Source organism: Pseudomonas sp. 22515, assembly GCF_052044625.1.
Lineage (GTDB): Bacteria > Pseudomonadota > Gammaproteobacteria > Pseudomonadales > Pseudomonadaceae > Aquipseudomonas > Aquipseudomonas alloputida.
On sequence record NZ_JBQENN010000005.1, the window covers coordinates 141,772 to 166,207 of the forward strand.

Consider the following 24,436-nt stretch of genomic DNA (forward strand, 5'->3'; position numbering starts at 1 on the left):
CCAATTTCAGGCCCGGCATAGGGGCCTGGCATTCCCCAATCAGTATTCCCAAGGCACGCCCGGCTCCCAGCTGGCCACCAACAAGTCGATGAAGCCGCGTACCCGAGGGGACAGGTGGCGCTTGCTTGGGTAGACGATGCGAATGGGGTCTGCCGGGGGGCGGTAAGCGTGCAGTACTTCCACCAGATTGCCAGCGCGCAGGTCGTCACCGGTGATATAGGTAGGCAGGTGAATCAGGCCAAAACCGGCCCGGGCGCCGTCAAGCATGGCTTCGGAACTGTCGATGTTCAGCCGCCCGGGATCTTCGCACAGGTGCAGCCCGGCTTCTGTGTGAAAGCGCCAGGGCATGGCCTTCTCGCCCGCCAGGAAGGCGATCTTGTCATGGCCATAGAGGTCGCCGGGCATCTGCGGTACACCGCGCTTCTCCAGATACGCAGGCGAAGCACAGGTCACGAACTGCTGCCAGGCGACGGTGCGCGTCAGCAATTGCGAATCTTCCTTGGGTGCACCGATACGCACGGCGACGTCCACGCCCTCTTCGACCAGATCAACGAAACGGTCGGTGAAGCGGATATCCGCCCGTAGTTCGGGCCATTGCTTGAGGTACTGGTCGAGGATAGGCAATACATGGCGCTGCCCGAGCGACAGCGGTGCGGTCAGGCGCAGGGTGCCAGTGGGCTTGCCGCGGCGCAGGGCCATGGTGCTTTCGACCTCGTCCAGGTCATCCAGAATCTGCCGCCAGCGCTCGAACGCCACCAGGCCTTCATCGGTCAGGCTCAGCTTGCGCGTAGTGCGGTTGAGCAGGCGCACCGCCATGCGGGCTTCCAGGCGGGCGATGCTCTTGCCCACCGCTGAACGCGTCAGGCCCAGGCTGGCAGCCGCAGCGGTGAAGCTACCGGCCTTCGCGGCGCTGACGAAAGCGGCGATGTCGCCGAAGCGGTTGGGTTCCATGGTGTTTTCCTGACGCTGATCGAACCGCCATAGATGGGTGCGATTTCAGGCAATGCAAGGTTCCTGATCTAGTGGGGCTGCCTTGCAGCTTCCGTTTGCCCGAGGTAGCGATCGGTCCAGTTAGCCAGCGGCAGTGGCGGCTGCTGGTCGACAATGCGTCGCCAGATAAGCATCAGCTCTTGAGCGTTGAACAGCGAGCCAGGCCCGCTGCCTCGCCACGGCGAAGGGACACCGACCCTCCACTGCCCTTGATGATCGCGCTGAGCCATGTTGAAACGGAAGGTGTAATTCCCCGGGATACCCATGCGCAGGTCGGTGACCACCAGTGCGTCGCCAATCTGGTCATAACGCAGCCAGTCATCGGTGAACCAGCGCAAGCGCTGGTGCAAAGGGTCATTGTTCAGTGCTTGCGCCAGTTCCAGATTGCGCGACAAGCGTTGCATTTCGGGTGGTTGCTGGTCGAGCACGCTGCTGATGCCTTCGTAGTAATCGCCATCCGGGGCCTTGGCCAACACCCGCCAGACCAGGCTGTTGAATGCCATCGGCACGGCACGTACCTCGCTCACGACGATACCTTGCTGGTCCAGTGCCGACTGGAAGCGCTGCTCGGCAGCCATGCGCCCCGCCAGGCCGAAACCCAGGTAGCAGGTACTGAACACCAGGGCCATGGTCAGCAGGCGGGTAGCCCTGCGGGTCACGCCCTTCATGAGGGTGAAGACCACCGCAGCCAGCAGCGGCACGGTGTAGACCGGGTCGATAATGAACACCGCCGCCCAGCTTTCCGGGGTGGTGTGCAAAGGCCAGAACAACTGCGTGCCGTAAACCGTGAAGGCGTCGAGCACCGGATGGGTTACCAATACCAGCCAGAACGCCAAAAAAAGCCTGGGCAAGGTATACCCCTTGCCGGGCCAGCGCCTGTTGACCAGCCAGGCCAACAGCAAGGCCAGGCCGGTGAGCACGAACAACGAGTGAGAGAAGCCGCGATGATAAGTCATCTGCGACACCGGGTCGGCATAGCGAATGATCACATCCAGGTCCGGCAGCGTGCCCAGTGCTGCACCATACAGCAGCGAGCGTCGGCCCTGGATGCGCCCGAGCACGGTCCCTTGCAGCGCCGCGCCGAGTACGGCTTGGGTGATGGAGTCCAAGGTGGGGATTCCTGAAAGAGTCGTTTCCGCACGCTACCCCCATACACCCCTGATGCGCAATTCTCCTGGAAGGCTCAGAACAGCTGCCAGGTGTACACCAGCGTCAGGCGGTTCTCGTCGATATCACTGCGGTAGTTGGAGCGCGCCATGGCGTTCCTCACCCGTATCCCCAACCCTTTCAGTGCCCCGCTCTGCACCGCATAGCCGATATCCAGGTCACGCTCGCGGTCACGCCCTTCGTAACCCAGCCCGGTGTCGACATTGTTACCGGTTATGTAGCGCACAGTCGCTGTCAGGCCCGGCACGCCCATGGCGGCGAAGTTGTAGTCGTAACGCACCTGGTACGAACGTTCGTCGGTGTAGGCAAACTCATAGGTCGGCACCTCGTTGCCCAGCGGCGAGATGTTGGCGAATACCCGTGGGAACGGGCTATCGCCATAAATGCCCTGGTAGCCGGCGTGGAAGCTGTGCCCGCCATGCCGGGCAGTGAACAGCGAGAAGAACGCCTGGTTGTCGATGTTGCCCAGCAGCGCATCGCCTTGCTCACGCGCGGTGAAATAACCCAGGTTGGCGCTGAGTACCCAGTCCCCGACGGGTTTGCTGTGCTTCAGGCCAACAAAGCCTTGTTGGTAGATGTCCTCCAGCTGACCGTACCAAAGGCTGACGCTGCTCTGGTTGGCATTGAACGCATAGTCCCCTCCCACATAGTTGAACGCGTCGCTTTCGGCCTGTCGCATCGGCACATGGCCGAGCATCGCGTTCATCTTGCCGTCGCCACCTTCGTTGCGCAGGTGGGTGCTTTTCAAGTGCCCGGCCTGCATAGTCAGCCCGTCGATTTCTGCCGAACTCAAACTCACGCCCTGATAGGTGGGTGGCAACAGGCGAATATCACTGAAGGTCAGCACCGGCAGGTTCGGTTGCAGTTCACCTGCACGCAGTTCGGTTTTTGATATCCGCGCCTTGAAGGTCGGCGCCAGGCGGCTGTACTCATCGGCAGCACGGCCGTCGCCATGCACCGGCAACAGGCCGGTGTTGGTGCGGTCTGGACTGCTGTCCAGCTTGATCCCCAGCAAGCCCAGGGCGTCCACGCCAAAGCCGACCGGGCCCGGGGTGTAGCCACTTTTGAAGTCGAGGATGAAACCCTGGGCCCACTCCTCGGCCTTGGACTGTTTGTTGGCCCCGACAATGTCGGAAAAATCGCGGCTGAAGTAGTAGTTACGGGCACTCAGGGTGGCCTTCGAGTCCTCGAAGAAGCCGCCTTCGGCAGCCAGCAGTGGCTGGCTGAGCAGTGTCAGGCCCAGGGCAACGCAAGGGGTGTGGTTCATTCCGAAGCTCTCTTGATCTTGTTTTTATGGGTAAAGCGTTGGAAAAACGGCAGTTCATGGGGTACGGCGCAGCACCTCCCGGGCACGTGGTTGGCGCAGCCTCAGCAGCGCGTGCGCCAGCAGGCCGAACAGCAGCCCCCAGAACGCCGCCGACAGGCCCAGGAAAGCCACCCCCGAAGCGGTGACCAGGAAGGTGAACAGCCCGGCGTCGCGCTCGGCCGGTTCTGCCAGGCTGCGGACCAGGGCTTCGCTGATGGCGCCATACAGGGCCAAACCGGCCAGGGCCGCGATCAGGACGGCGGGAAAGGCGGCGAACAGCGACATCAAGGTGGCCCCGGCAATGCCCAGTAGCAGGTACAACACACTGCCAGCCACCGCGGCCACATAGCGCCGTTGCGGGTTTTCATGGGCTTCATGGCCGGTGCACAGGCTGGCGGTAACCGCCGCCAGGTTCAGCCCGTGGCAACCGAACGGCGCCAGAAGCGCCCCAGCCAGGGCACTGGCGCTGATCAGCGGGCTGGCCGGCGTGGGGTAGCCAGCGTTGCGCAGTACCGCCATACCCGGCATGAATTGCCCGGTCAGCGCCACCAGCACCATCGGCAGCGCCAGGCTGAATACCGCCGACAGGCTGAACTGGGGGGTGACCCACTGGGGTGAGGCCAGTTCCAGCACCAGTGCCTCGCTGCGCAACGTACCGCCGGCCACGGTCACCAGCATGCCCACGCCCAGCACCGCAGCCACGGCATAGCGCGGCTGCACCCGACGCATCAGCACGTAGGTGACGAACATCGCCAGTACCAGCAGCGGTTGCACCGGCAAGGCGCGGAACACCTCGATGCCAAAACTGAACAGGATCCCGGCCTGCATACCGGCAGCGATAGAACCCGGCAGGCGCGCGATGATGCGGTCGAAGGCCCCGCTGATGCCGATCAGCAGCAGGACCAGGTTGGCCACCAGGTAGGCGCCCACGGCCTGCGCCAGGCCCAGTTGCGGCAAGGCGGTGACCAACAGCGCCGACCCCGGGATCGACCAGGCGATCACTACCGGCACGCGGTAGCGCAGGCTGAGCAGCGCACCGAGCACCGCACTGCCCATGGACACGGCCCAGACCCAGGATGACAACTGCTGGTGCGACAGGCCGGCCGCTTCGGCGGCGTGGAAAATGATCACCAACGGGCCGGCGTAAGAGATCGTCGTGGCAATGCTACCGGCGACGATGGCCGACACAGAGCAGTCCTTGATCAGCGTTTTCATGAAGCTTCTCGCAAGCCAGCGGCCGGCCTTTGTGGCGGGCTCTTGTTTGGGTGTTGGCTGCTTCGCGGGCTTGCCCGCTCCCNCCTGTGGGAGCGGGCATGCCCGCGAAAAGCCCACTCGGTGGATCAGGCCTCCTGCAAAGCCCGCGGCCGCCCGCTGCGCTGCTCATCGGCACCGCCCTGGGCCTGCTGCAACTGGAAATCGAACTTCAGCTCGGCATGCCGACCCTCCGGCCCTTCGACGAACACCACCTCCCCGACCAGCCCGTCCCGTGTGGCACAGGCAAAGTCATCCCACAGGTACTTGTCCCCCGACAGGTTTATCTGCGTGGTCAGGTGCCGGTACCCGGGCGCCGAGATAAAGAAGTGCACATGCGCCGGGCGCTGGCCATGACGGCCCAGCAGGTCCAGGCACTCCTGGGTTGGCCCCTGCGGGTCGCAGCCATAGCCCGATGGCACGATGGAGCGCGCGCGGTAACGCCCTTGGGCATCGGTAACGATGCGCCGACGCAGGTTGTACGCCGACTGGCTTGGGTCGAAGAACGAATAGGTACCACGGGTATTGGCATGCCACAGGTCGACCGTGGCACCCGGCAGCGGGTGTCCGTGCGGGCCCAGCACCTGGCCTTCCAGGAACATCACCGTGGCCACGCCCTCCTCGCTGCCGTCGTCCATGCGCACTTCACCTTGGGCAATCGGTGCGCCAGCCACGTACAACGGGCCTTCGATGGTGCGTGGGGTACCGCCAACGCGCCCTGCCTCCTGGTCCTTGGCATCCTGCAGCAGGTCGAGGAAGTGTTCGATGCCCAGCCCCGCCACCAGCAGCCCAGCCTCGCCACGACCGCCCAGGCGGTTGAGGTAGTCGACGGCGTGCCAGAACTCGTCTTCGCTGATGTCCAGGTCTTCGATCAGCCGCGCGGTATCCTGCAGCAGGCGCTGCACGATGCGTTTGAGGCGTGGGTTGCCGGCCGCATTACCAAAGCCTGCGGCCTGCTCGAAGAACTGCTGTACCTCGGCAGTATGGGAAATGTTCACGGTCATGGGGGTTACCTCGTCTTGTTCTGTTCGGTTCAGGCCTGCGCCGCCAGGGCCTGGGCGTGGCGCCGACCACTGGCCAGGTGCACGGCCATGGCCAGCGCGGCGATGGCGCCAGGAATGGCGAAGGCGATGAAATTGAGTTGAAGTGGCAGGTTGATGCCCATCAGCGCACCGCCCAGCAGCGGGCCGACGATGGCGCCATTACGGCCGATGCCCGAGGCCCAGCCCAGGCCGGTAGAGCGCACCGACAGGCCGTACATCTGCGCCGCGCCGGCATACAGCAGAATCTGCGTACCAATGGTGGTGGCGCCGGCAATGAAGATCAGCAGGTACAGCACCGGCATCGGGCTGTTCACCCCCAGCAGGCTGATCGACAGTGCGGCGGCAATGAAGAACGCCACCTTCACCTTGACCAGGTTGTAGCGGTCGCCCAGCCCGCCGCCGAGGATTGCCCCGGCCATGCCGCCAAAGTTCAGGGCCAGCAGGAATGACAGGCTTGAGCCCAGGCTGTAGCCGGCGTTGGCCATCAGCTTTGGCAGCCAGGAACTCAGGGCGTAGACCATCAGCAGGCAGCAGAAGAACGCAACCCACAGCGCCAGGGTGCGAATCGCCAGGCCATTGCGGAACAGTTCCAGCACCGAAGCGCCGCTGCCTTTGCGGTCGGCCGCCTGAAGCACATCATCGGCCTGGACATCGCAGTCCGGGTCCAGCCGTTTGAGCAATGTGCGTGCTTCCTCGATACGGCCTTGGCGCACCAAGAAGCCGATGGATTCAGGCAGGTAGTAAAGAATCACTGGTAACAGCAGCAGAGGCACCGCTGCGGCGAAGAACATCGACTCCCAGCCAAAACGCGGCAGCATGAAAATGCCGACACCTGCCGACAGCATGCCGCCCAGCGAATAGCCACTGAACATGATCGCCACCAGCGTGCTGCGCAGGCGCTTGGGCGCGTATTCGTTCATCAGTGCCACGGCGTTGGGCATCAGGCCACCACAGCCCAGGCCGGCGATGAAGCGGTAGATGCCAAACTCGCTCGGGCTGCTGGCAAAGCCGTTGAGGATGGTCGCCCCCGAGAACAAGGCGAAACAGATGGCAATGCCCTTCTTGCGCCCGATGCGGTCGGCCAGGCTGCCGAAGGCCAGGGCGCCGAACATCATGCCGAACAGCGCATAGCTGCCCAGTGCACCAGCCTGCAACGGGGTCAGGCCCCACTCTTTCATGATGACCGGCAGTACCACACCGTAGATGAACAGGTCATAGCCGTCGAAAATCAGCAGCAGGCCGCACCAGGCCATGACCATCCAGTGAAACGGGGAAAAGCGCGCATTGTCGATGATCGGGTGTACATCAAGGGTTCGCATGGCATCTGTCGCTCTTGTTTTTGTTTTGGAAGAAAGCTTTTGCCTTGAGGTTGCAGTTCAGCCGAGGTCGCCGCCCCCAACCGGGAGGGTCACGCCGGTGATGTACGAGGCTTCGTCGGACGCGAGGAACAGAATGGCCCCCACCTGCTCGTCGATGCTGCCGTAGCGGTGCATCAGGCTGCTGTCGAGGGTCTGGTCGACGATCTGCTGGTACCAGTGCTTTTCCTGCTCGGTTTGCGCTGCACTGTTGCGGGGTACGCGCCGGGGCGGCGCTTCGGTGCCACCCGGCGCGGTGGCGTTGACACGGATCCCACGGCCAGCCGTTTCGAAGGCCAGGCAGGCGGTGAGCGCATTGACGCCGCCTTTGGCCGCGCCATAGGGCACACGGTTGACGCCACGGGTGGCGATGGACGAAACGTTGACGATGACGCCGCTGCCACGCTCAAGCATGTAGGGCAGCGCGGCATGGCAGCACCACAGTGTCGGGAATAGCGAACGGCGCACTTCGGCCTCGATCTGCTCGACATCGTAGTGCTCGAAAGGCTTGGCCCAGATGGTGCCGCCGACGTTGTTGACCAAGATGTCGAGGCGGCCGAAGGTTTCCACCGCACTGGCCATGACCCGGGCGCAATCGGTGTGTTGCTCCAGGTCGGCGGTGAGGGTGAGCATGCCTTCGCCGGCCAGCTCGTGGACCAGTTCGGAACGGTCTACGGCCACCACTTGCGCACCTTCGGCCTTGAGCCGCCAGCACACACCCCGGCCGATGCCTTGAGCGGCACCGGTGACCAGGGCGACCTTGCCTTGGAATCTGTTGTTCATATGCAAATCTCCAGTTCGCGAGAGACCCTGTGGCAGCAATTGTCTTGCTCAAAGCCGGAAAGGCTGCGCGATCACTGTGGGAGCGGGCATGCCCGCGAACACGGGCGAAACCCGTGCCATCCACCGCGCTGCCTGCTTCGCGGGCTCGCCCGCTCCCACAGGGTCGGCGTATTGCTTTGAATCAGAGGGGCTGTCAGGCCGCAGCCGCAAACTTCTCGTAGTAGAAGTTGGCCGGGGTAATGCCCTGTTCGCGCACGTACTGGCTGACCGCTTCCACCATGGGGGGCGGCCCGCACAGGTAGACGTCCACATCGCCGTCATTGAGGTGGCGTGGCTCGATGTGCTGGGTGACATAGCCCTTTTGCGGGTACTGGCTGTCCGGGTTGGCGACGCAGGCGCTGTAGGTGAAGTTGGGGATACGTGCCGCCAGCGCTTGCAGGCGGTCGAGTTCGACCAGGTCAAAGTCGTTGGTCACGCCGTAGATCAGGTGCAACGGGTGCTCACTGCCCTGCTCGGCGATCTTTTCCAGCATTGCGGTGAACGGTGCCAGCCCGGTACCACCGGCCAACAGCAACAGCGGGCGCTGGATTGGCCGCAGATAGAAGCTGCCCAACGGTCCGGCCAGGCTCAGGTTGTCGCCGGCTTTGGCAAGGTTGGTCAGGAAGCTGCTCATTAGCCCACCTGGTACGTTGCGGATCAGGAAGCTGACTTCGCCGTCCTTCTGCAGCGAGCTGAACGAGTAGGCCCGGCTCTGCTCGCTGCCCGGCACCTTGAGGTTGACATACTGCCCCGGCAGGAAGGCCAGACGGCTCAGGGCCTCCCCCTTGATCGACAGGGCAATGGTGCTGACTGACAGCTGGCGGACATCGCTGATGGCGGCCTCGAAACTGGCCTGCTCGGTCTTGCACAGCTGCGACGAAGCCGGGATGCGGATGACGCAGTCGCTTTCGGCGCGCATCTGGCACGTCAGCACGTAGCCTTCGGCGATTTCGTCTTCGCTCAAGGCGTCTTCGATGAAGTTGTCGCCAAGGTCATAATGACCGGACTCAGCCTTGCACTTGCAGGTCCCGCAAGCGCCGTCACGGCAGTCCAGCGGAATGTTTATGCCTTGGCGGTAAGCGGCGTCGGCCACGGTTTCCTGACCGGTGGCCTCAATGAAACGGGTAACCCCGTCTTCGAAATTCAGTGCGATCTGGTAGCTCATGTTGCACCTCGCGGGCGAGCCGGGCCACGGCGCGTCACAAGACGCACCGGGCAATGCTCGCAAAACCCAGTATCAGATGTGGTAGATGTCGATGACCTGGCGGACGTAGTCGTTCTTCAGCACCACCTTCTTGGCCTTGATCAGCGGCTGCTCGCCGCGCAGGTCGAGGGTGTAGAAGCTGGTGCCGAAGTAACTGTCGGTGGTCTTGTAGCGGAAGCTCAGGGTGTGCCAGTTGAAACGCACCTGGCAGCTGCCCTCGCCCTGCTCGACGATCTCGATGTTGCTGATGTTGTGCGAGGTGCGGGTGTCGGGCACGGTCGCACTGGAGCGCTCGGTCTTGATGCGGAACACGCGGTCTTCCAGGCCGCCACGGTTGCCGTACCAAATCAGCGAAATTTCGCTTTGTGGGTCTTCGGTGAGGGTGTCGTCATCGTCCCAGCTCGGCATCCAGAAGCTGGCATCGCTGGCGTACAGTTCCAGCCACTGGTCCCACTGGGCATCGTCCAGGTAGCGCGCTTCGCGGTACAGGAAGTCGCGCACGGTTTCATACAGGCTCATTGCACGGCCTCCACGGGGATCAGCTGCTGTTCGTCCTTGAGGGCCTGGATCATGGTGTCCTGCCAGTACTTGTGCTGCAGCACGAACAGGCCTTCGTCCTCGGTGCGCACGCCCGACAGCAGGGGTTCGAGTTCAATCTCCTTGGCTGCCTCATCGGCGCCTTCGACCCAGTGTTTGGCGCCGCGGGACATGTCGTTCCAGCCGGTGCCGCCGCCATAGCCGGTCTGGCACGAGCGGAATTCTTCCAGGTCGTCCGGGGTGGCCATGCCGCTGACGTTGAAGAAGTCTTCGTACTGGCGGATACGCTTGGCGCGGGCATCGGCGCTCTCGCCTTTCGGCGCGATGCAGTAGATGGTGATTTCGGTCTTGTTCACCGAAATGGGCCGGGCGACGCGGATCTGCGAGCTGAACTGGTCCATCAGGTACACGTTGGGGTACAGGCACAGGTTGCGCGAGTTTTCGATCATCCAGTCGGCGCGTGCCTGGCCGAAGTCGGCGGCCAGTTGGTCGCGGCGCTCATAGGCCGGGCGGTCTTCCGGGTTGGCCCAGCGGGTCCACAGCAGCAGGTGGCCGTGGTCGAAGGAATAGAAACCGCCGCCCTGCTTGGCCCAGGCACCCGCACTCATGGTCTTGATCTCGTCACCCGCCTCGCGCTGCTTGCGCTGGTTCTGGGTGGCGGCGTAGTTCCAGTGCACGGAGCTTACGTGGTAGCCGTCAGCGCCGTTTTCGGCGGTGAGCTTCCAGTTGCCTTCGTAGATGTACGAGCTGGCACCGCGCAGCACTTCCAGGCCTTCAGGCGACTGATCGACGATCATGTCGATGATCTTCGCTGACTCGCCCAGGTGCTCGACCAGCGGTTTCACGTCGGCGTTCAGGCTGCCGAACAAAAAGCCCCGGTACGACTCGAAGCGTGCCACCTTGGTCAGGTCGTGGGAGCCGTCGCAGTTGAAGCTGTCGGGGTAGCCGGCGTTGCTGGGGTCTTTCACCTTCAGCAGTTTGCCGCTGTTGTTGAACGTCCAGCCGTGGAACGGGCAGGTATAGCTGGAACGGTTGCCGCGCTTGTGCCGGCACAGCATGGCACCGCGGTGACTGCAGGCGTTGAGGAAGGCATTGAGCTCACCGTCCTTGTTGCGCGCGATGAAAATTGGCTGGCGCCCCATGGTCAGGGTGAGGAAGTCATTCTTCTCGGGGATCTGGCTTTCGTGGGCCAGGTAGATCCAGTTGCCCTCGAAGATGTGTTTCATTTCCAGGTCGAACAACCGTGGGTCGGTGAACATCTCCCGCTTGCAGCGGTAGATGCCCTTTTCACGGTCGTCCTCGAGCATGGCATTGAGGTAGTCGAATCCCAGGGACATGGCCAGGGTCTCCCTTGTTATTGTTTAGACCTGGTCAGGTTAGAGGCTGGGATTGGGTCGCAATATCCGGTTTGTGCGGGGTGCTATCCGTTTTGTGCAGGTTGAGGTGACAGGTTCAAGCGTCTCTTCGCGGGCGTACCCGCGAGAGACCGGTACGGTTTAACGCCGGTTGCGCAAGGTTTCGGACGGCAATTCGCCAAACTGCTGTCGATACACCTCGGAGAAGCGCCCGAGGTGCAGAAAACCATAATCCATGGCCAGTTCGGTCACGCTACGTACCGAGCAACTGGCATCGCCCAGGCAGGCACGCACCTGTTCCAGCTTGCGTTGTCGCACGTACTGCTTGGGTGTGGTCTGCAGGTGCCGGTCGAACAGCGCATACAACGAGCGCAGGCTCATGCACGCCTGCTCCGCCAGCGCCTCCGCTGTCAGCTCGAACTTAAGGTTGCGGTCGATGTAGTCGATGATCCGCTCCAGGCTTGCACCCGGTGAGCTGAGGCTCTCCCGGCGGATGTTGGTGCTCATCAGGGTCAGCAGCTTGCTGGCGACAATCTGGCTGTAATGGCCCTGCACTCTTGGCAGCGAATCGCTCACTTCCGCCTCGTGGCAAACCATGGCCAGCAGGTTGACGAAGCCATCCAGCTCCTCCAGCCGGTAATGATTGCGCAAGAACCGCACGCCCCCATCAGGCCGCTGCCAGCGCTGTTCATCGCAGATCGAGTCCAGCAGCCGGGTTGGCACCTTGAGGATGAACTTCTCGCAGTCTTCTGAGTAAGTCAGGTCAACCGGGTCGTCCGGGTTGATCAGCAGCAATTCGCCCGGCACCAGGTGCTGCTCGCGCTTGTGCCCGCGCCACAGGCAGTTGCCATTGAGCAAGACTTGCAGGTGGTAGATGGTTTCCAGCGCAGGCGACGTCACGCGAACACTGCCGCCATAGCTGATACGGCACAGGTCGAGCTCGGCGAACTTGCGATGGCTGAGGCTGGCCTGGGGGTGGGTGGTGCGGGACAAACCGATGCAATGCTGGCCTACATGCTGGTTCACATAATCGGACACAGCGTAAGGGTCGGCGTGGTGAAACACGCTACTGCGCTCGCTCAGCAGGCGGCTTTCCATAGGCAAGGCACTCGGTATCGTTATTGTTCTGGTCGCCGCGCCCTACCGCCTTGTGGGCTGTGGTTGCGGTCATCACGGTCATTCTATCGGGCTGGCAGCGCGTCGCAGGGGCAGGCGACAGCCGGCGGATAGGGGACACTACAGCAAAAAGGCGGGGGTTGGGCAATGCAACGATGGGATTGGCTGGGCGGATAGCGGACAGGTCAGGCGTCATGCGTGTTCGTTTATCGAACAGTATCTTCCGGTACTCGCGTGGCCTGCACGTGACGGCGGAACAAGCGCTCCTGCAACGACCGTCATTCACTGCACCGGCAGGAAGTTCATCAGCAACAGGCTCTGCGCGTAATTCAAGCCTATGCGCCGATAACGCTCATCCAGCAACTCGGCCAGCAAGTCCAGCCGCGCGACGATCTTGCCGAATTCAACGGCAAAACTCAGGTTGCTGCCCTCCTCCGAGATCTCGTTCGAGAACAGCAGCAACACCCCATTGGCATCTTGCCGCTGGCTGAGCATCCATGTTGCCTTCTCGATATTGCGCGCGGCGTTGTTGACGAACAGGGGGTCGATGGTATCGGTCATGTAGAACTCGGTACGCCCGCCATGCGCGGTGATCAGCATGCTGCCAATGGCGTAGATGAAGGCGCCGACCCGGTCCCCGCGAAACTCGGGGCTCAGGGCGTAGCTCAAGGCTGCAAGGTCACGGCGGTTGCCCAGTTGTGGCAGCGGCCGGCGCTGTTCGATGGCAATGCGGATCTGTCGCTCGGCAGTGGCGGCGTCCAGGTAACCAGACATCTTCCACTGGCTGGGGTTGCGCAGGTACAGCTTGTTCATCAGCAGGTACAGGCTTTGCAGGTTGTCGCGCATCGACAGCGTGGCCAGGCGGTCGACGCTGGTCTGGAACAGCTCGCTGGGTTTACCGTTGCCGAGCTGGTTGACCATGTCACGGCCCTGCTGCTGCGTACAGGCGCACAGGCATGCCAGGGCACTTGTCAGAAGCAGGCGGGGGAGGAAATTCGGGTAGCTTGCAACCATCGGCACCGGGTCGATATTCGGCGGCTGCGCTGGGAGTCAGCGCGGCCTGGCCAAGCATAGAGCCCGAAAATGGGAAAAAGTGCGGTGGCTGGAGAGAATGCAAACCTGTGGCGGCCTCTTCGCGGGTGAACCCGCTCCNAGAGGCCAGGGCCGACGAGCCCGGATCACATGGCGTGGCGCAGCATCTCCAGCACCTGCGCATGCAGCGCAGGGTCACCACAGGCCACCACGCACCCGCCATCCTGCGCCGAACTGCCATCCCACGCCGTGATCACGCCACCCGCCCCTTCGATGATCGGCATCAGTGCCTGTACGTCATACGGCTGAAGGCTCGCTTCGACAATCACGTCGACAAAGCCCGAGGCCAGCATGCAGTAGGCATAGCAATCACCGCCGTACCGCATCAATCGCGCCTTGCCGGCGACCGCTTCGAATGCCGCCTTGCGCTCGGCGGTGTCGAACATGTCCGGCGTGGTGCACATCAGCGTGGCCGACGCCAGGTCGGCGCAGGCACGGGTCTGCAGCGGTGTGCCGCTGCGCCAGGCGCCTTCCGGGGTGCCGACGAAACGTTCGCCGGTGAACGGCTGGTTCATCACCCCCACCACCGGCTGCGTGCCGTCGTTCAGCGCGATCAACGTGCCCCATAGTGGCAAGCCAGTAATGAAGGCGCGGGTGCCATCGATCGGGTCGAGCACCCAGGTCAACGGGCTGCTGCCCACTGCAACGCCGGCCTCTTCGCCAAGAATGCCGTGCTCGGGGTAACGTGCCTGGATCAACTCACGCATGGCGTCTTCAGCGGCCTTGTCGGCCACGGTCACCGGGTCGTACAGACGCCCGCCCTTGTCCTCGACATCCAGGCTGGCGCGGAAGTACGGCGCGATCGCTGCAGCGGCAGCATCGGCCAATTGCTCGGCAAAGGCGCGATACTCAACGATCTGTTCAGCACTCAGGGACATGGGACGGGCCTCGTGACAATGATGGGGCACGCATCATACCCGACACATCGCCCCGGTGTACGCTGCGGCAGTCTAGACTGAAACTGATCAGGTCACCGGGGGGCTGCCACACGTGGAGGTGTGCGATGAGCCAGTTCAAACGTCTGTTCGTCATGCTCGGCCCGCAAATGCGTCATACGCCTGCGCTGCAACGCGCGGCGGCGTTGGCAGAGTCCAGCGGTGCCCTGCTGGATATCAATGTGTTCGTCGACGACGTCGACACTTTTGGCTTGATGAGCGATGGTCGTGAGCGTGAGCGGCTGCTCAGCGACAACCGCCAATGGCTGGCGGATGAGGCCGAACAGCTGAGCGATGCCGGCGTGGACGTGTCCACCGAGCTGTTGTTGACCCGCGACCCGCTGGGCAGCGTACTGGAACGGGTCGAACGGCTGGGCTGCGATCTGCTGGTCAAGGACGTACAGCACGAGCCCGTACTCAAACGCCTGCTGGTCACGCCGCTGGACTGGCAGTTGCTCAAGGACAGCCCGGTCGCCGTGCACCTGGTCAGCGACATTCGCCTGCCCCTGCCACGGCAGATCGCTGCTGCGGTGGACCTGAACAGCCATGGCGCTGGCGAGCACCTGGACGAGCAGGTCATCCACTGCGCCCATGACCTGGCCCTGCAGTGCAACGCCGAACTGCACCTGCTGCATGTGTGCGACGCGGCCAAGACCCACATCGCCGACTTCGGCGCCGGTACGGTCACCATGCCCGGCTTCGACAGCAGTGTGCGAACCGCGCAGCGGGCGGCGTTCAACCGCCTGGGCGACCATCACCAGATCCCGCTGGAGCGCCGGCACTTCCTCGAAGGGGCCGCGATCAGGGCCATTGCCCAGTTCGTCGGCCACAACCGGGTGGACGTGATCGTCATGGGCAGCCATAGGCATGACGCCATGCAGACATTCCTGGGCGGGACAACGGCGCATGTGCTGGAACACCCGCTGTGCAATGTGCTGGCGATCAAGGCTGTTCGCTGAGCTTCAGCAGCCTGCCCAGGGGCCAGGCAGGAATAACCTTGTACTGCGAAGAGGCACTTGCACCCACAGAGCAGCTTCTAACCTGTCGGCCCCTTCGCAGTGCCCTGCAGGCACTGTTGTCACTGACGCTTTATCTTCGCTGGTATCTGGTACACCAGTGCCACTCAAAATTAATGCATTTGATAATGATTCGTAGTATGTTCGCGGCATTTCCCGACCCAGCCCTTAGCGCCCTATTCAAGGACCGTACCGTCGATGCGCCGCACGTTCGTCTCGCTTTGTGTGCTTCATGCTGTCTCCCCGCTGGCCTTTGCCGAGCCTGAACCGCTCAACGACCCTAACCCGATCGAACTCCAGGCCCTGAGCATCACCAGTACTGCCGACGGTGAACGCGCCGACGGCCCGGTCGAAGGCTACAAGGCCACCCGCTCGGCCAGTGCCACCCGCACCGACACGGCGCTGCACGAAACCCCGCAATCGGTCAGCGTGGTGCCCAAGGATGTGCTGGTAGACACGGGCGCCACGCGCCTGCAGGACGGCCTGGACTACGCCGGGGGTGTCGGCCGCGCCAACAACTTCGGCGGCCAGGGCCTGACAACGTTCACCGTGCGTGGCTTCACGACCGGGGAGTTCTATCGCAACGGCTTTCCGATCAACCGCGGTTACCCCAATGCTCCGGATGCCAACACCGTCGAGCGCCTGGAGGTCATCCGTGGCCCGGCCAGCAGCCTGTACGGCCGTGGCGACCCCGGCGGTACGTTCAACGTGGTCAGCAAGCAGCCGTTGCCCGAGTCCAAGGTCACCCTTGGCAGCCAGTTCGACGACCAGGGCATGCACCGTGCCACCCTTGATGCCACCGGGCCGCTGAGCCAGGACGGCTCGCTGGCCTACCGCCTGAACGTACTGGGCGAAGGCGGCGACAGCTTCCGCGACGATGTCGAAAGCGAGCGCTACGATGTCGCTCCGGTCATCAGCTGGCAGGTCAATGACGCCACGAAGATCACCTTCGAAGGCGATTTCATGCGCAACAACCACCCCCTCGATCGCGGCCTGACCCGCTACCCCACCCAGACCGGCAGCGCCTCGCGCGATACCTATATCTGGGAAAAAGGCAGCGACAACCTGCTGCACAATGACAACAACATGGCGCAGGTGCGCTTCGAGCACCTGCTCAATGACAACTGGTCGCTGGCTGGCGGGTTCCAGTTCCTCGATGGCTCGCTCAAGGGCAACGCTGTCGAAGCCGACGGCGCACCGGCAGATGGACGCACGCTGCAGCGCAACTTCAACTACCGCAAGCTGGAGTGGACCGACCGCGACTGGCAGCTGAACCTGACCGGGCATTTTGACACCGGCAATTTCAGCCATACCTTGTTGACCGGGGTCGAATACGAGAACTACGACTACAACTCGATCATCCAGCGTTCCTCGGCAGCCTACCCGATCGACATCTACAACCCGGTACTGGGCCAGCCGCGTCCGGCCCTGAACCGCACCACCACCTGGGACAAGGAAAACCTGCAGACGTGGGCGTTCTTCATTCAGGACCAAGTGGCCCTGACCGAGCGGTTGAAGGCATTGGCAGGCGTGCGCTTCGAGCGTTTCGAGCATGACTATGACAACAAGCTGAACAATGCCGGCGATTTCAGCAAGGGCGAAAACGGCGTCACACCCCGCCTTGGCTTGATCTATGACCTGACCGATACCCTGGCGGTCTACGCCAACACCGCACGCTCGTTCAAACCCAATACGGGCACGCCGGCCAGTGGCGGTGGTTTCGACCCGGAAAAGGGCAAGTCCTATGAGCTGGGTGTGAAATGGGAGTCACTCGACCGCCAGTTGAGTGTCGACGCGGCGATCTACCACATCGTCAAGGAAAACGTACTGACCAACGACCCGAGCGACCTTACTGGTACTTACAAGATCGCGGCCGGCGAGGTGCGCAGCCGTGGCCTGGACATCAACGTCGCCGGCAACCTCACCCCCGAATGGCGCATGATCGGTGGCTATGCCTACGTGGACGCCGAAGTCACCAAGGACACCACCCTGCCCAAGGGAACGCGCCTGGCCAATATCCCGCGCAGCACCTTTAGCCTGCTGAACACTTACGAGTTCCAGGATGGCCTGGTCAAAGGCCTTGGCCTGGGCGTAGGCGTTAAGTATGTAGACGACCGTGCCGGGCAGACATCGGCAGCCACCTACACGATGGAACGCTACAGCGTGGTCGACCTGTTGAGCTTCTACAAGGTCAACGAACACGTGCGGTTGAACCTGGACGTGAAAAACGTGTTCAACAAGGGGTATGACGAAGGGGCGTTCAACAGCTACGTATACCCCGGCGCACCGCGCACGGTGCAGGCCGGCGTTTCGTATACCTTCTGAATTGCCGGGGCCGCGCCGCGGCCCCGTCATGTCAGAACGCTGTGCTGTAGAACAGCGAGTACGACTCTATGCCGTCGTTTGGCTGCTTTATACCGGCGTTGGAGTAGTGCATGGCACGGATGCCTACCTTCTGTTCTCCCGGCAACTTCAGGCCAAAGCCGATACGGTCTTCAAAGTTGACCGCCGACCCCAGTCGCTGGTCGCCCACGTCGGTCTTTGAAAACGCTGCCAGGCCAATACCTGCCTCGATGTAAGGCGTGTAGGTAAAGCCGCTGAACTCATACGTGAACACCGGGCTGAACGACAGCGAGTGCGCACCACTGGCATCGCCACCTTCCCAATAGGTGTAGGCCGCATCCCAGTAACCGCTCACATGGCCGGCGCTGCTTTCCAGCCATGTCTTGTCCCAGTCGAACGACAGGCCGATACGGTACGTCATGTCACCTTGGCCAGTGGCGCCCACGGCGCCTGATATCTGCGCAGCCTGAACCAGATCGGCCCCGGCAAAGGCCAGCACTGCAACGGCCAGCGAAGCGGCTAGACGGGTTTTCATCAACGACTCTCCTGATGGTCTACACGGCAAGCGGGGGCTTGGGCCCCTCGATGTTTGCGCTGACCGGTGCATCCAGACCGGTCATACGAAGTAATACTTTTCTGATTATTGTCCAGATAATCAGAAAGTTGGAAGTGTATTGCCACTATTGGCTAAAACACTCGGTAAAGATGTGCTTGCCGGGCACAGGCATTCGCGAGGCGTGACCTTACCCCAGGCAGGAGTACATCCGTACTCCTGCCTGCCTCTTCATCAACGCCAATTAAGGCTAACGGTCGTGGGGGCCTTGCCCGTGACGGCCGCCCACTGCTGCACCGCCTGACCTTGGGCATTGCCAATGACCTTGTATTTGCCGGGAGGCAGCTGCACATACAGCAGTGGCCCGGCATCGCTGACGCTGATCACGGGCTGGCCCTGGGCAGTCTGGATATCGACGGTGGCCCCGCTCTGGAACTTGCCTTCCGGGCCGGTCGAAAGCTCTACGTGCAGGTCATAACCCGTGGTCTTGCGCAGGGCATTGGCCTCGTCCTGGCCGATACCGCCCTGCAGGTAGCGCACGCCATTCTGCTCCTGCGGTTGCAACTGCACGGCCTGCATGTCGATGGGGGCATTGAGGTCGGCGGCGGCGGCCAGGGTCCATGGCAGGGCCAGGGTGATCAGTAAGGCTGCGCCGAGCGCATAGTGATGGTTACGCATGGTACGACCCTCCTTTCGAGGATGGCTTACCTAGCATTTGATCCTCCCAGCGAAGGGGTGTTCGTGCTGATGCCTGGTCATGGAGATGAAATTCACTTCAGATAATCAGGTTATCGAGTGAAAACATCAGCTTGCGCGGCCTTCTTCAAGCAACTTCACGAACATGCTCAAACTGCGCGAGACCGTACCCCGTCGCCATACCAGCCAGGTTTTCAGATAGCGGAAGTCCTCCGACATTGGCCAGGCGCTGACGGTGCTGCACCCGGGCATATTGTCGAGCATGCTGCGTGGCAGCATGGCCAGGCCGGCACCCGCACTGACGCAGGCCAACATGCCGTGGTACGACTCCATTTCGTGGATCTTGCCCGGTACCGCCTGGTCCTGCACGAACCAGTTTTCGAAGTGATGGCGGTATGAACAGTTGGCACGGAAGGCGTAGATGCTTTCACCGTTCACGTCCTGGGCGCGGGTCACCGGTGTATGGTTGAGCGGCGCAATGACCATCATCTCTTCCTCGAACACCGGTATGCCCTCCAGCGTCGGGTGCAGCACCGGGCCGTCGACGAACGCGGCCACCAGGCGGCCAGACAGCACGCCTTCGAGCATGGTCCCGGAGGGCCCGGTGGACAGGTCAAGGTCAACCTTGGGGTAGCGTTGGTTGTAGGCGGCCAGCAGCGCCGGGATGCGCACCGCCGCCGTGCTTTCCAGCGATCCGAGGGCAAAGGTGCCCTGCGGGTCTTCACCCGCCACGGTCAGCCGCGCCTCATGGACCAGGTCGAGGATGCGCCGGGTGTATTCGAGGAAGTTCCAACCCGCAGGCGACAGGCGCAGGCGGCTCTTCTCCCGAATGAACAGTTCTACACCCAAGTCCTCCTCCAGTTGCTTGATGCGCGTGGTCAGGTTCGACGGCACCCGATGGATGTGCTGGGCGGCGGCGCTGATGCTGCCCTGCTCTGCCACGGCCTTGAAGATCTCCAGTTGCACCAGGTCCACAGGCATTCTCCAAACGTGAATGTTTCGCTCATTATTATTCAGTTTTCATTAAAGCCATAGCCCACTAGTCTGGCCTCATTGATTAACAACAACGAGAGTGTCCCGCCATGAGCGCGATCAGCAGCCTGACCCACGCCATCTCCCTCGACCCGTACAGCGGCGAGCAGATTGGCGCCTACCCGTTCGACACCGACGCCGCACTGGAAGCGGCGCTGCAACGTGCCAAGGTTGGCTATCGCCAGTGGCGCCAGGTGTCGCTGGGTCAGCGCAGCGAGTACCTGCTGGCCCTGGCCGGCACCCTCGAAGCCAAGGCTGAAGCTTTCGCGCACATGATCAGCCGTGAAATTGGCAAGCCGATCGCCCAGGCCCGTGGTGAAGTCGCCAAATGCGTTGGCTTGTGCCGCTGGTACGCCGAGCACGGCCCGGCCATGCTCGCCGCCGAGCCAACCCAGGTCGAAAAAGCCCGTATCGAATACCGCCCGCTGGGCCCGATCCTGGCCGTGATGCCGTGGAACTTCCCGGTCTGGCAGGTGCTGCGCGGCGCCGTGCCGGCGCTTCTGGCGGGTAACACCTACGTGCTCAAGCACGCACCGAACGTAATGGGCAGCGCCTACCTGATGGGTGAGCTGTTCAAGGATGCCGGCCTGCCGGAAGGCGTGTTCGAAGTGTTGAACGTGACCCCGGATGGCGTCACCCGCGCCATCAACGATCCGCGCATCGCCGCCGTGACCCTGACCGGCAGCGTGCGTGCCGGCATGGCGATTGGTGCACAGGCCGGTGCCGCGCTGAAGAAGTGCGTGTTGGAGCTGGGTGGCTCCGATCCCTTCATCGTGCTGGCCGATGCCGACCTGGATGCTGCCGTCCAGGCCGCGGTGATAGGCCGCTACCAGAACACCGGCCAGGTGTGCGCCGCCGCCAAGCGCCTGATCGTGGAAGCCAGCATCGTCGACGCGTTCACCCACAAGTTCGTTGAAGCCACTCGCCAGTTGAAAATCGGCAACCCGCTGGAGGACGACACCTATATCGGCCCGATGGCCCGCTATGACCTGCGCGACGAGTTGGACGGCCAGGTTCAGGCGACGTTGGCCGAAGGCGCCACGTTGCTGCTGGGCGGCAACAAGGTCGAAGGCGTGGCCAACTTCTACGCGCCGACCGTGTTCGCCAATGTCACCCCGGACATGACCGCGTTCAAGCAGGAGCTGTTCGGCCCGGTAGCGGCGATCATCACTGCACGCGATGCCGACCATGCCGTGGAGCTGGCCAACGACAGCGAGTTTGGCCTGGCCTCGACCATCTACACAGCCGACTATGCGCTGGCCGAACGCATGACCGCCGCGCTGGATACCGGTGGCGTGTTCATCAACGGCTACTGCGCTTCCGACCCCCGCGTGGCGTTTGGCGGCGTGAAGAAGAGTGGTTTCGGCCGTGAGCTGTCGCACTTTGGTGTGCGTGAGTTCACCAATGCCCAGACGGTGTGGCTGGACCGTAACTGATTCATGACCCTGGGGCTGCTTTGCAGCCCCAGCTGCGTCAATCCCGAACCTGGTCCTTGACCCAGTCCAGCATCCCCCCCGGCACGATCAGTTCATGCCGCGCCCGCGAACAGGCGGTATACAACCCCGCCAGCATACGCGCCCGCTCATTGCGGTTACCCGCCACCTGTGGCGCCACCATCAGCTCCGGCGACACCATCACCCGGGCAAACTCCATGTTCTTCACATCCCGTACTCGCCCCAGAAACAGCTTCGGCGCCTTGTCCCAGCGGTAACGGCTCTTGGCCTTGGCAAAGTGCTCCGGCGTGTAGCCCTTGCGCAGCATATTGGCCACGGCGACGAACGCTTTGTCATCGCCCTTGTCCTGTTCCAGCGCCTGCCAGCTGGCATAGCGGAACAGCATCGGGTGGCGCGGTCGGGTGCCGTAGCGGTACAGCTCGATGCAGTCCTCGACGAACAGCTCAAAGTCCTTGCGAGCGCTTTTCAGCAACAAGAACGGCACCCCCTGATGCGTCAGGCGCTGGAACCAGCCAAACAGGCCCCATTCATCATCGACGATAAGCGCCGTGGGCTGTTCCGGCACCATCACCGTATCGAAGAAACTGACCCGGGTGTAGTGCTCGGCGTTGCCACTGAAGGCCGCCTGGATCGTGGCCGGGTGCGCCTGGATCAGCGGGTTGAGCACGTTGTCCATTGCCGGCCCGGCGCGCAGTGAATGGTCAATGCAGCGTTGCCGGATGAAGCTGCCATGGTGCGGGCTCAGGCCGTTGAGGTTTTGCAGTTCGTCACCCAGGGTAATGATCGACTGCGGACTGCGATCGAGTACCGCCAGCATCGGTGCCGACAGCTCGTGGGCCTCGTCGACGATGACATGGGTGTAACGGCTGTCGATCACATGCTCGGTCAGCGACAGCAGCTTGACCCGGTGGTAGTCACGCACCGGTAGCTGAATGTCCCGCGCCGACGGGCGAATCAGCTCTTGCCAGTACAGACGCGCCTTTTCCAGCAGCACCTCCTGATCCAGCGGCGAGGTGCCAGGCCCGGCCCAGGGCAAGTGGTGCAGCTGAAGCTGGGTATCGGCACTGTGGCAGAACGTGCGCACGGCGCGGATGCACAAGGCAACCACGTCACGCGCTGCGAGCGGGCCGATATCAGGGATGGCCAGCCAGCGCACCACTTGCGCTTCCTGGGGGCGCCAGGACAGCTTGGTGCGGTATGGATCGCGCAATCGCCAGCCGTTGCTGGTGAGGTCACGGTTGAGCAGCTCGTCAGCCAGTTGGCCGAAGGTCAGCGCGGTATAGGCGGCAGCGTCCTTGACCCGCGCCTGCAGCGCGCGCAACTGCCCTTCGGTCAAGGCCAGCAGCAAGGTGCGCTGTGGCTCCAGCAGCCGGGCGAACTGGTGAATCAGGAAGGTCTTGCCGGTGCCGGCGAAACCTTGCACAGCCACCGACTCGTCGACGCCACTGAGGAATTCACGCAGCAGGCGGTTCTGCTGGTCGCTGAGCATCAAGTCACTGGCCAGCGACGGCAGGTACACTGGGTGCAGCGGCGTGGCCCGTTGGCGGTAGCGGTCGGCGAACTGGAAGTTCCACTGGCCTTCGTCGTCCAGCCATTCGTCCGCCTGGTACTCCACTTCGGCCGACAGCAGTGCAATGCCATTTTCGCCCAGCATGCCCAGGCCCATGGCGAACGCTTCGCGATCGAATTGCTGCGCTACCTGGGCCTGGAAGCGCCCGGGGGCGACACCTTCGACTTCGTTTGCGATGCGCACGATTTCGGCGAAACGACGCTCCTGCGCGTCGGCCGACGCGGTGGCAGGCTGGCGTGGCAGATTTTGCACGAACAGCACGGTAGCGGCATCGACAACACTGGCGGTGGTGAAGAACTCGGTAACGGCCGCGCTGGCGAGGCGGTCGGCCTGGTCGCAGGGCAAAGGCAGGTAGAACATCGGCACCTCGGGTGAAATCAGGGCGGCACGATAGCAACTTTCGGCGTGGAATGCTGGGCTCAGTGTTGCCTGGGCTGGCTTCTTCGCGGACTTGCCCGCCCCCCAGGCTACGTGCGATTCACGTAACCATGCTGGCGCTGTGGGAGCGGGCGAGCCCGCGAAGAGGCCGGCAGCCCCGCCTCCACCTCAAACCCTGCAGCGCTTCAATGTTTCACTGGGAAACTCCTTGAACAACTGCCGGTAACTCTCTGAAAACCTTCCTAAATGCCAGAACGACCAACGCATCGCCACCTCGGCCACGGTCACGCCGCCACCGCGCAACAAATCACGCCGCGCACCGTTGAGCCGGCGCAGGCGCAGCCAGTGCGCCGGCGGCATGCCGGTAAACGCCTTGAACGCCTGCTGCAACTGGCGCAGGGAAACGCCAGCCACATCTGCCAGCTCAAGCAGGTTCAGCGTCTCTTCCGGGCAGTCGGCCGCCCATTCGCTGACCCGGTGCATGATCGCCCTTTCCTCGTCCCGCCGCCCCAAGGCCACGCCCTGTAAACGCTGGCTGGCGTTGTCGAGAATGAACAGACAGTCCTCCAGCAACTGCTCAGCCAGGGCCTGCCCTTGCGACGGGCAACCCTCCTCGCCCAGCCGGGTCAAGGTGGCGCTGAGCCAGCTGCCGAACAGCGCATTCTGGCCGCTACCCAATGGCACCATGAACAACCCTTCCAGACGCTGCGGGTCTAGCCCATGGCGGGCCAGGAACGCCTGGTCGAACACGACCGCCACTTCGTGGTAGTTCTCCGGCGTAATCCAGATATTGCGGCTTTGTTCGTTCAGCAGGTACAGGCTGTTCTCGCTGCGGTCGAAGCAAAACGCCAGCGAGCCGCTTGGCGCGCGGAAAAACTGCTCCACCCGGGTGTTCAGGCGCTCTTCGTACACCTCCACACCCTCCAGCCCCAGACAACGCAGCTCACCGCTGAAGTAGCCGGGCGACATCTGCCGGTACTGCTGCTGCCAGCCAGGGGTGGCGCGCACTTGCTCGGTGACATCAGTGGTGTGGAAAGCCTGGACCTTCAACGCATTGGCGGTTGTCACACATCGTCCTGTATGCACTCTTTTGGTGCATTCGATACTGAAGAAAGTGGATAGATTGCCCCGGGGGACTGCGACCAAGATAGTCTGCAGCGCGTCACCTGGGAAGCGTAACGCCTTCGCAACTGTTCAACGGTTTTCGCAAGCGCCCACGCT

21 protein-coding genes are annotated in these 24,436 nt (G+C 62.8%); 3 read left to right on the forward strand and 18 right to left on the reverse strand.

The window, feature by feature from the left end; genetic code table 11:
• Positions 1-39 precede the first annotated feature (39 nt).
• The 13 genes from ACTJJN_RS07380 to hisN form a co-directional block, all read right to left on the reverse strand.
• Positions 40-951 carry a LysR family transcriptional regulator gene (locus ACTJJN_RS07380; RefSeq protein WP_004374343.1) on the reverse strand — a complete coding sequence of 304 codons (912 nt, stop codon included), beginning with the start codon at positions 949-951 and terminating at the stop codon, positions 40-42.
• Positions 952-1,019: 68 nt separating this feature from the next.
• Entirely contained in the window at positions 1,020-2,099 is a 1,080-nt protein-coding gene (locus tag ACTJJN_RS07385; protein WP_004576269.1) for a metal-dependent hydrolase, read from the reverse strand.
• A gap of 74 nt (positions 2,100-2,173) precedes the next feature.
• Positions 2,174-3,424, reverse strand: coding sequence for an OprD family porin (locus tag ACTJJN_RS07390; RefSeq protein ID WP_012052355.1), 1,251 nt, complete (start codon positions 3,422-3,424; stop codon positions 2,174-2,176).
• A 54-nt stretch (positions 3,425-3,478) separates the two neighbouring features.
• The gene (locus ACTJJN_RS07395; protein WP_144000094.1) at positions 3,479-4,678 is read right to left on the reverse strand and encodes a benzoate/H(+) symporter BenE family transporter; all 1,200 of its coding nucleotides are present in this window, start codon (positions 4,676-4,678) and stop codon (positions 3,479-3,481) included.
• Positions 4,679-4,803: 125 nt separating this feature from the next.
• Positions 4,804-5,718, reverse strand: coding sequence for a catechol 1,2-dioxygenase (catA, locus tag ACTJJN_RS07400; protein WP_440781167.1), 915 nt, complete (start codon positions 5,716-5,718; stop codon positions 4,804-4,806).
• A gap of 29 nt (positions 5,719-5,747) precedes the next feature.
• Positions 5,748-7,076, reverse strand: coding sequence for an MFS transporter (locus ACTJJN_RS07405; protein ID WP_440781168.1), 1,329 nt, complete (start codon positions 7,074-7,076; stop codon positions 5,748-5,750).
• Between the two features lie 57 nt (positions 7,077-7,133).
• Complete coding sequence (locus ACTJJN_RS07410; RefSeq protein WP_004374331.1) at positions 7,134-7,895, reverse strand: 1,6-dihydroxycyclohexa-2,4-diene-1-carboxylate dehydrogenase; 762 nt, start codon at positions 7,893-7,895, stop codon at positions 7,134-7,136.
• A 193-nt stretch (positions 7,896-8,088) separates the two neighbouring features.
• A complete protein-coding gene (gene benC, locus ACTJJN_RS07415) occupies positions 8,089-9,099 on the reverse strand; it encodes a benzoate 1,2-dioxygenase electron transfer component BenC (protein ID WP_440781169.1) in 1,011 nt (336 codons plus the stop codon).
• A 72-nt stretch (positions 9,100-9,171) separates the two neighbouring features.
• Positions 9,172-9,657 carry a benzoate 1,2-dioxygenase small subunit gene (gene benB, locus ACTJJN_RS07420; RefSeq protein WP_004374327.1) on the reverse strand — a complete coding sequence of 162 codons (486 nt, stop codon included), beginning with the start codon at positions 9,655-9,657 and terminating at the stop codon, positions 9,172-9,174.
• Positions 9,654-11,012, reverse strand: a complete 1,359-nt coding sequence (benA, locus tag ACTJJN_RS07425; protein ID WP_004374325.1) for a benzoate 1,2-dioxygenase large subunit — start codon at positions 11,010-11,012, stop codon at positions 9,654-9,656. The genes benB and benA overlap by 4 nt, the downstream gene beginning before the upstream one ends.
• A gap of 159 nt (positions 11,013-11,171) precedes the next feature.
• On the reverse strand, positions 11,172-12,128 hold the full coding sequence (locus ACTJJN_RS07430) for an AraC family transcriptional regulator (protein WP_014859584.1): 957 nt from the start codon (positions 12,126-12,128) through the stop codon (positions 11,172-11,174).
• A 300-nt stretch (positions 12,129-12,428) separates the two neighbouring features.
• A complete protein-coding gene (locus ACTJJN_RS07435) occupies positions 12,429-13,160 on the reverse strand; it encodes a hypothetical protein (protein ID WP_012052361.1) in 732 nt (243 codons plus the stop codon).
• Positions 13,161-13,324: 164 nt separating this feature from the next.
• Entirely contained in the window at positions 13,325-14,116 is a 792-nt protein-coding gene (gene hisN / locus ACTJJN_RS07440; RefSeq protein ID WP_440781170.1) for a histidinol-phosphatase, read from the reverse strand.
• Between the two features lie 125 nt (positions 14,117-14,241).
• Between hisN and ACTJJN_RS07445 the strand changes: the two genes are divergently transcribed.
• Together ACTJJN_RS07445 and ACTJJN_RS07450 are read left to right on the forward strand one after the other, a co-directional pair.
• Positions 14,242-15,132 (forward strand): universal stress protein, encoded by an 891-nt coding sequence (locus ACTJJN_RS07445; RefSeq protein ID WP_014756665.1) that lies wholly within the window; start codon positions 14,242-14,244, stop codon positions 15,130-15,132.
• A gap of 255 nt (positions 15,133-15,387) precedes the next feature.
• Positions 15,388-17,514, forward strand: a complete 2,127-nt coding sequence (locus ACTJJN_RS07450; protein ID WP_440781171.1) for a TonB-dependent siderophore receptor — start codon at positions 15,388-15,390, stop codon at positions 17,512-17,514.
• A gap of 31 nt (positions 17,515-17,545) precedes the next feature.
• On the opposite strand, the gene ACTJJN_RS07455 is transcribed toward ACTJJN_RS07450, so the two are convergent.
• The 3 genes from ACTJJN_RS07455 to ptrR form a co-directional block, all read right to left on the reverse strand.
• Positions 17,546-18,067: an acyloxyacyl hydrolase gene (locus tag ACTJJN_RS07455; RefSeq protein ID WP_004374308.1), complete on the reverse strand. Its 522-nt coding sequence runs from the start codon at positions 18,065-18,067 to the stop codon at positions 17,546-17,548.
• 252 nt (positions 18,068-18,319) lie between these two features.
• Positions 18,320-18,763, reverse strand: a complete 444-nt coding sequence (locus ACTJJN_RS07460; protein WP_014859588.1) for a hypothetical protein — start codon at positions 18,761-18,763, stop codon at positions 18,320-18,322.
• A 126-nt stretch (positions 18,764-18,889) separates the two neighbouring features.
• Positions 18,890-19,756, reverse strand: a complete 867-nt coding sequence (gene ptrR, locus ACTJJN_RS07465; RefSeq protein ID WP_004374302.1) for a putrescine utilization regulator PtrR — start codon at positions 19,754-19,756, stop codon at positions 18,890-18,892.
• 107 nt (positions 19,757-19,863) lie between these two features.
• On the opposite strand from ptrR, the gene ACTJJN_RS07470 reads away from it, so the two are divergent.
• Positions 19,864-21,249 (forward strand): aldehyde dehydrogenase family protein, encoded by a 1,386-nt coding sequence (locus ACTJJN_RS07470; protein WP_088513210.1) that lies wholly within the window; start codon positions 19,864-19,866, stop codon positions 21,247-21,249.
• A 37-nt stretch (positions 21,250-21,286) separates the two neighbouring features.
• On the opposite strand, the gene ACTJJN_RS07475 is transcribed toward ACTJJN_RS07470, so the two are convergent.
• Together ACTJJN_RS07475 and ACTJJN_RS07480 are read right to left on the reverse strand one after the other, a co-directional pair.
• On the reverse strand, positions 21,287-23,197 hold the full coding sequence (locus tag ACTJJN_RS07475) for an AAA family ATPase (RefSeq protein ID WP_012052366.1): 1,911 nt from the start codon (positions 23,195-23,197) through the stop codon (positions 21,287-21,289).
• Positions 23,198-23,383: 186 nt separating this feature from the next.
• The gene (locus tag ACTJJN_RS07480) at positions 23,384-24,283 is read right to left on the reverse strand and encodes a helix-turn-helix domain-containing protein (protein WP_014756660.1); all 900 of its coding nucleotides are present in this window, start codon (positions 24,281-24,283) and stop codon (positions 23,384-23,386) included.
• Positions 24,284-24,436: the final 153 nt, after the last annotated feature.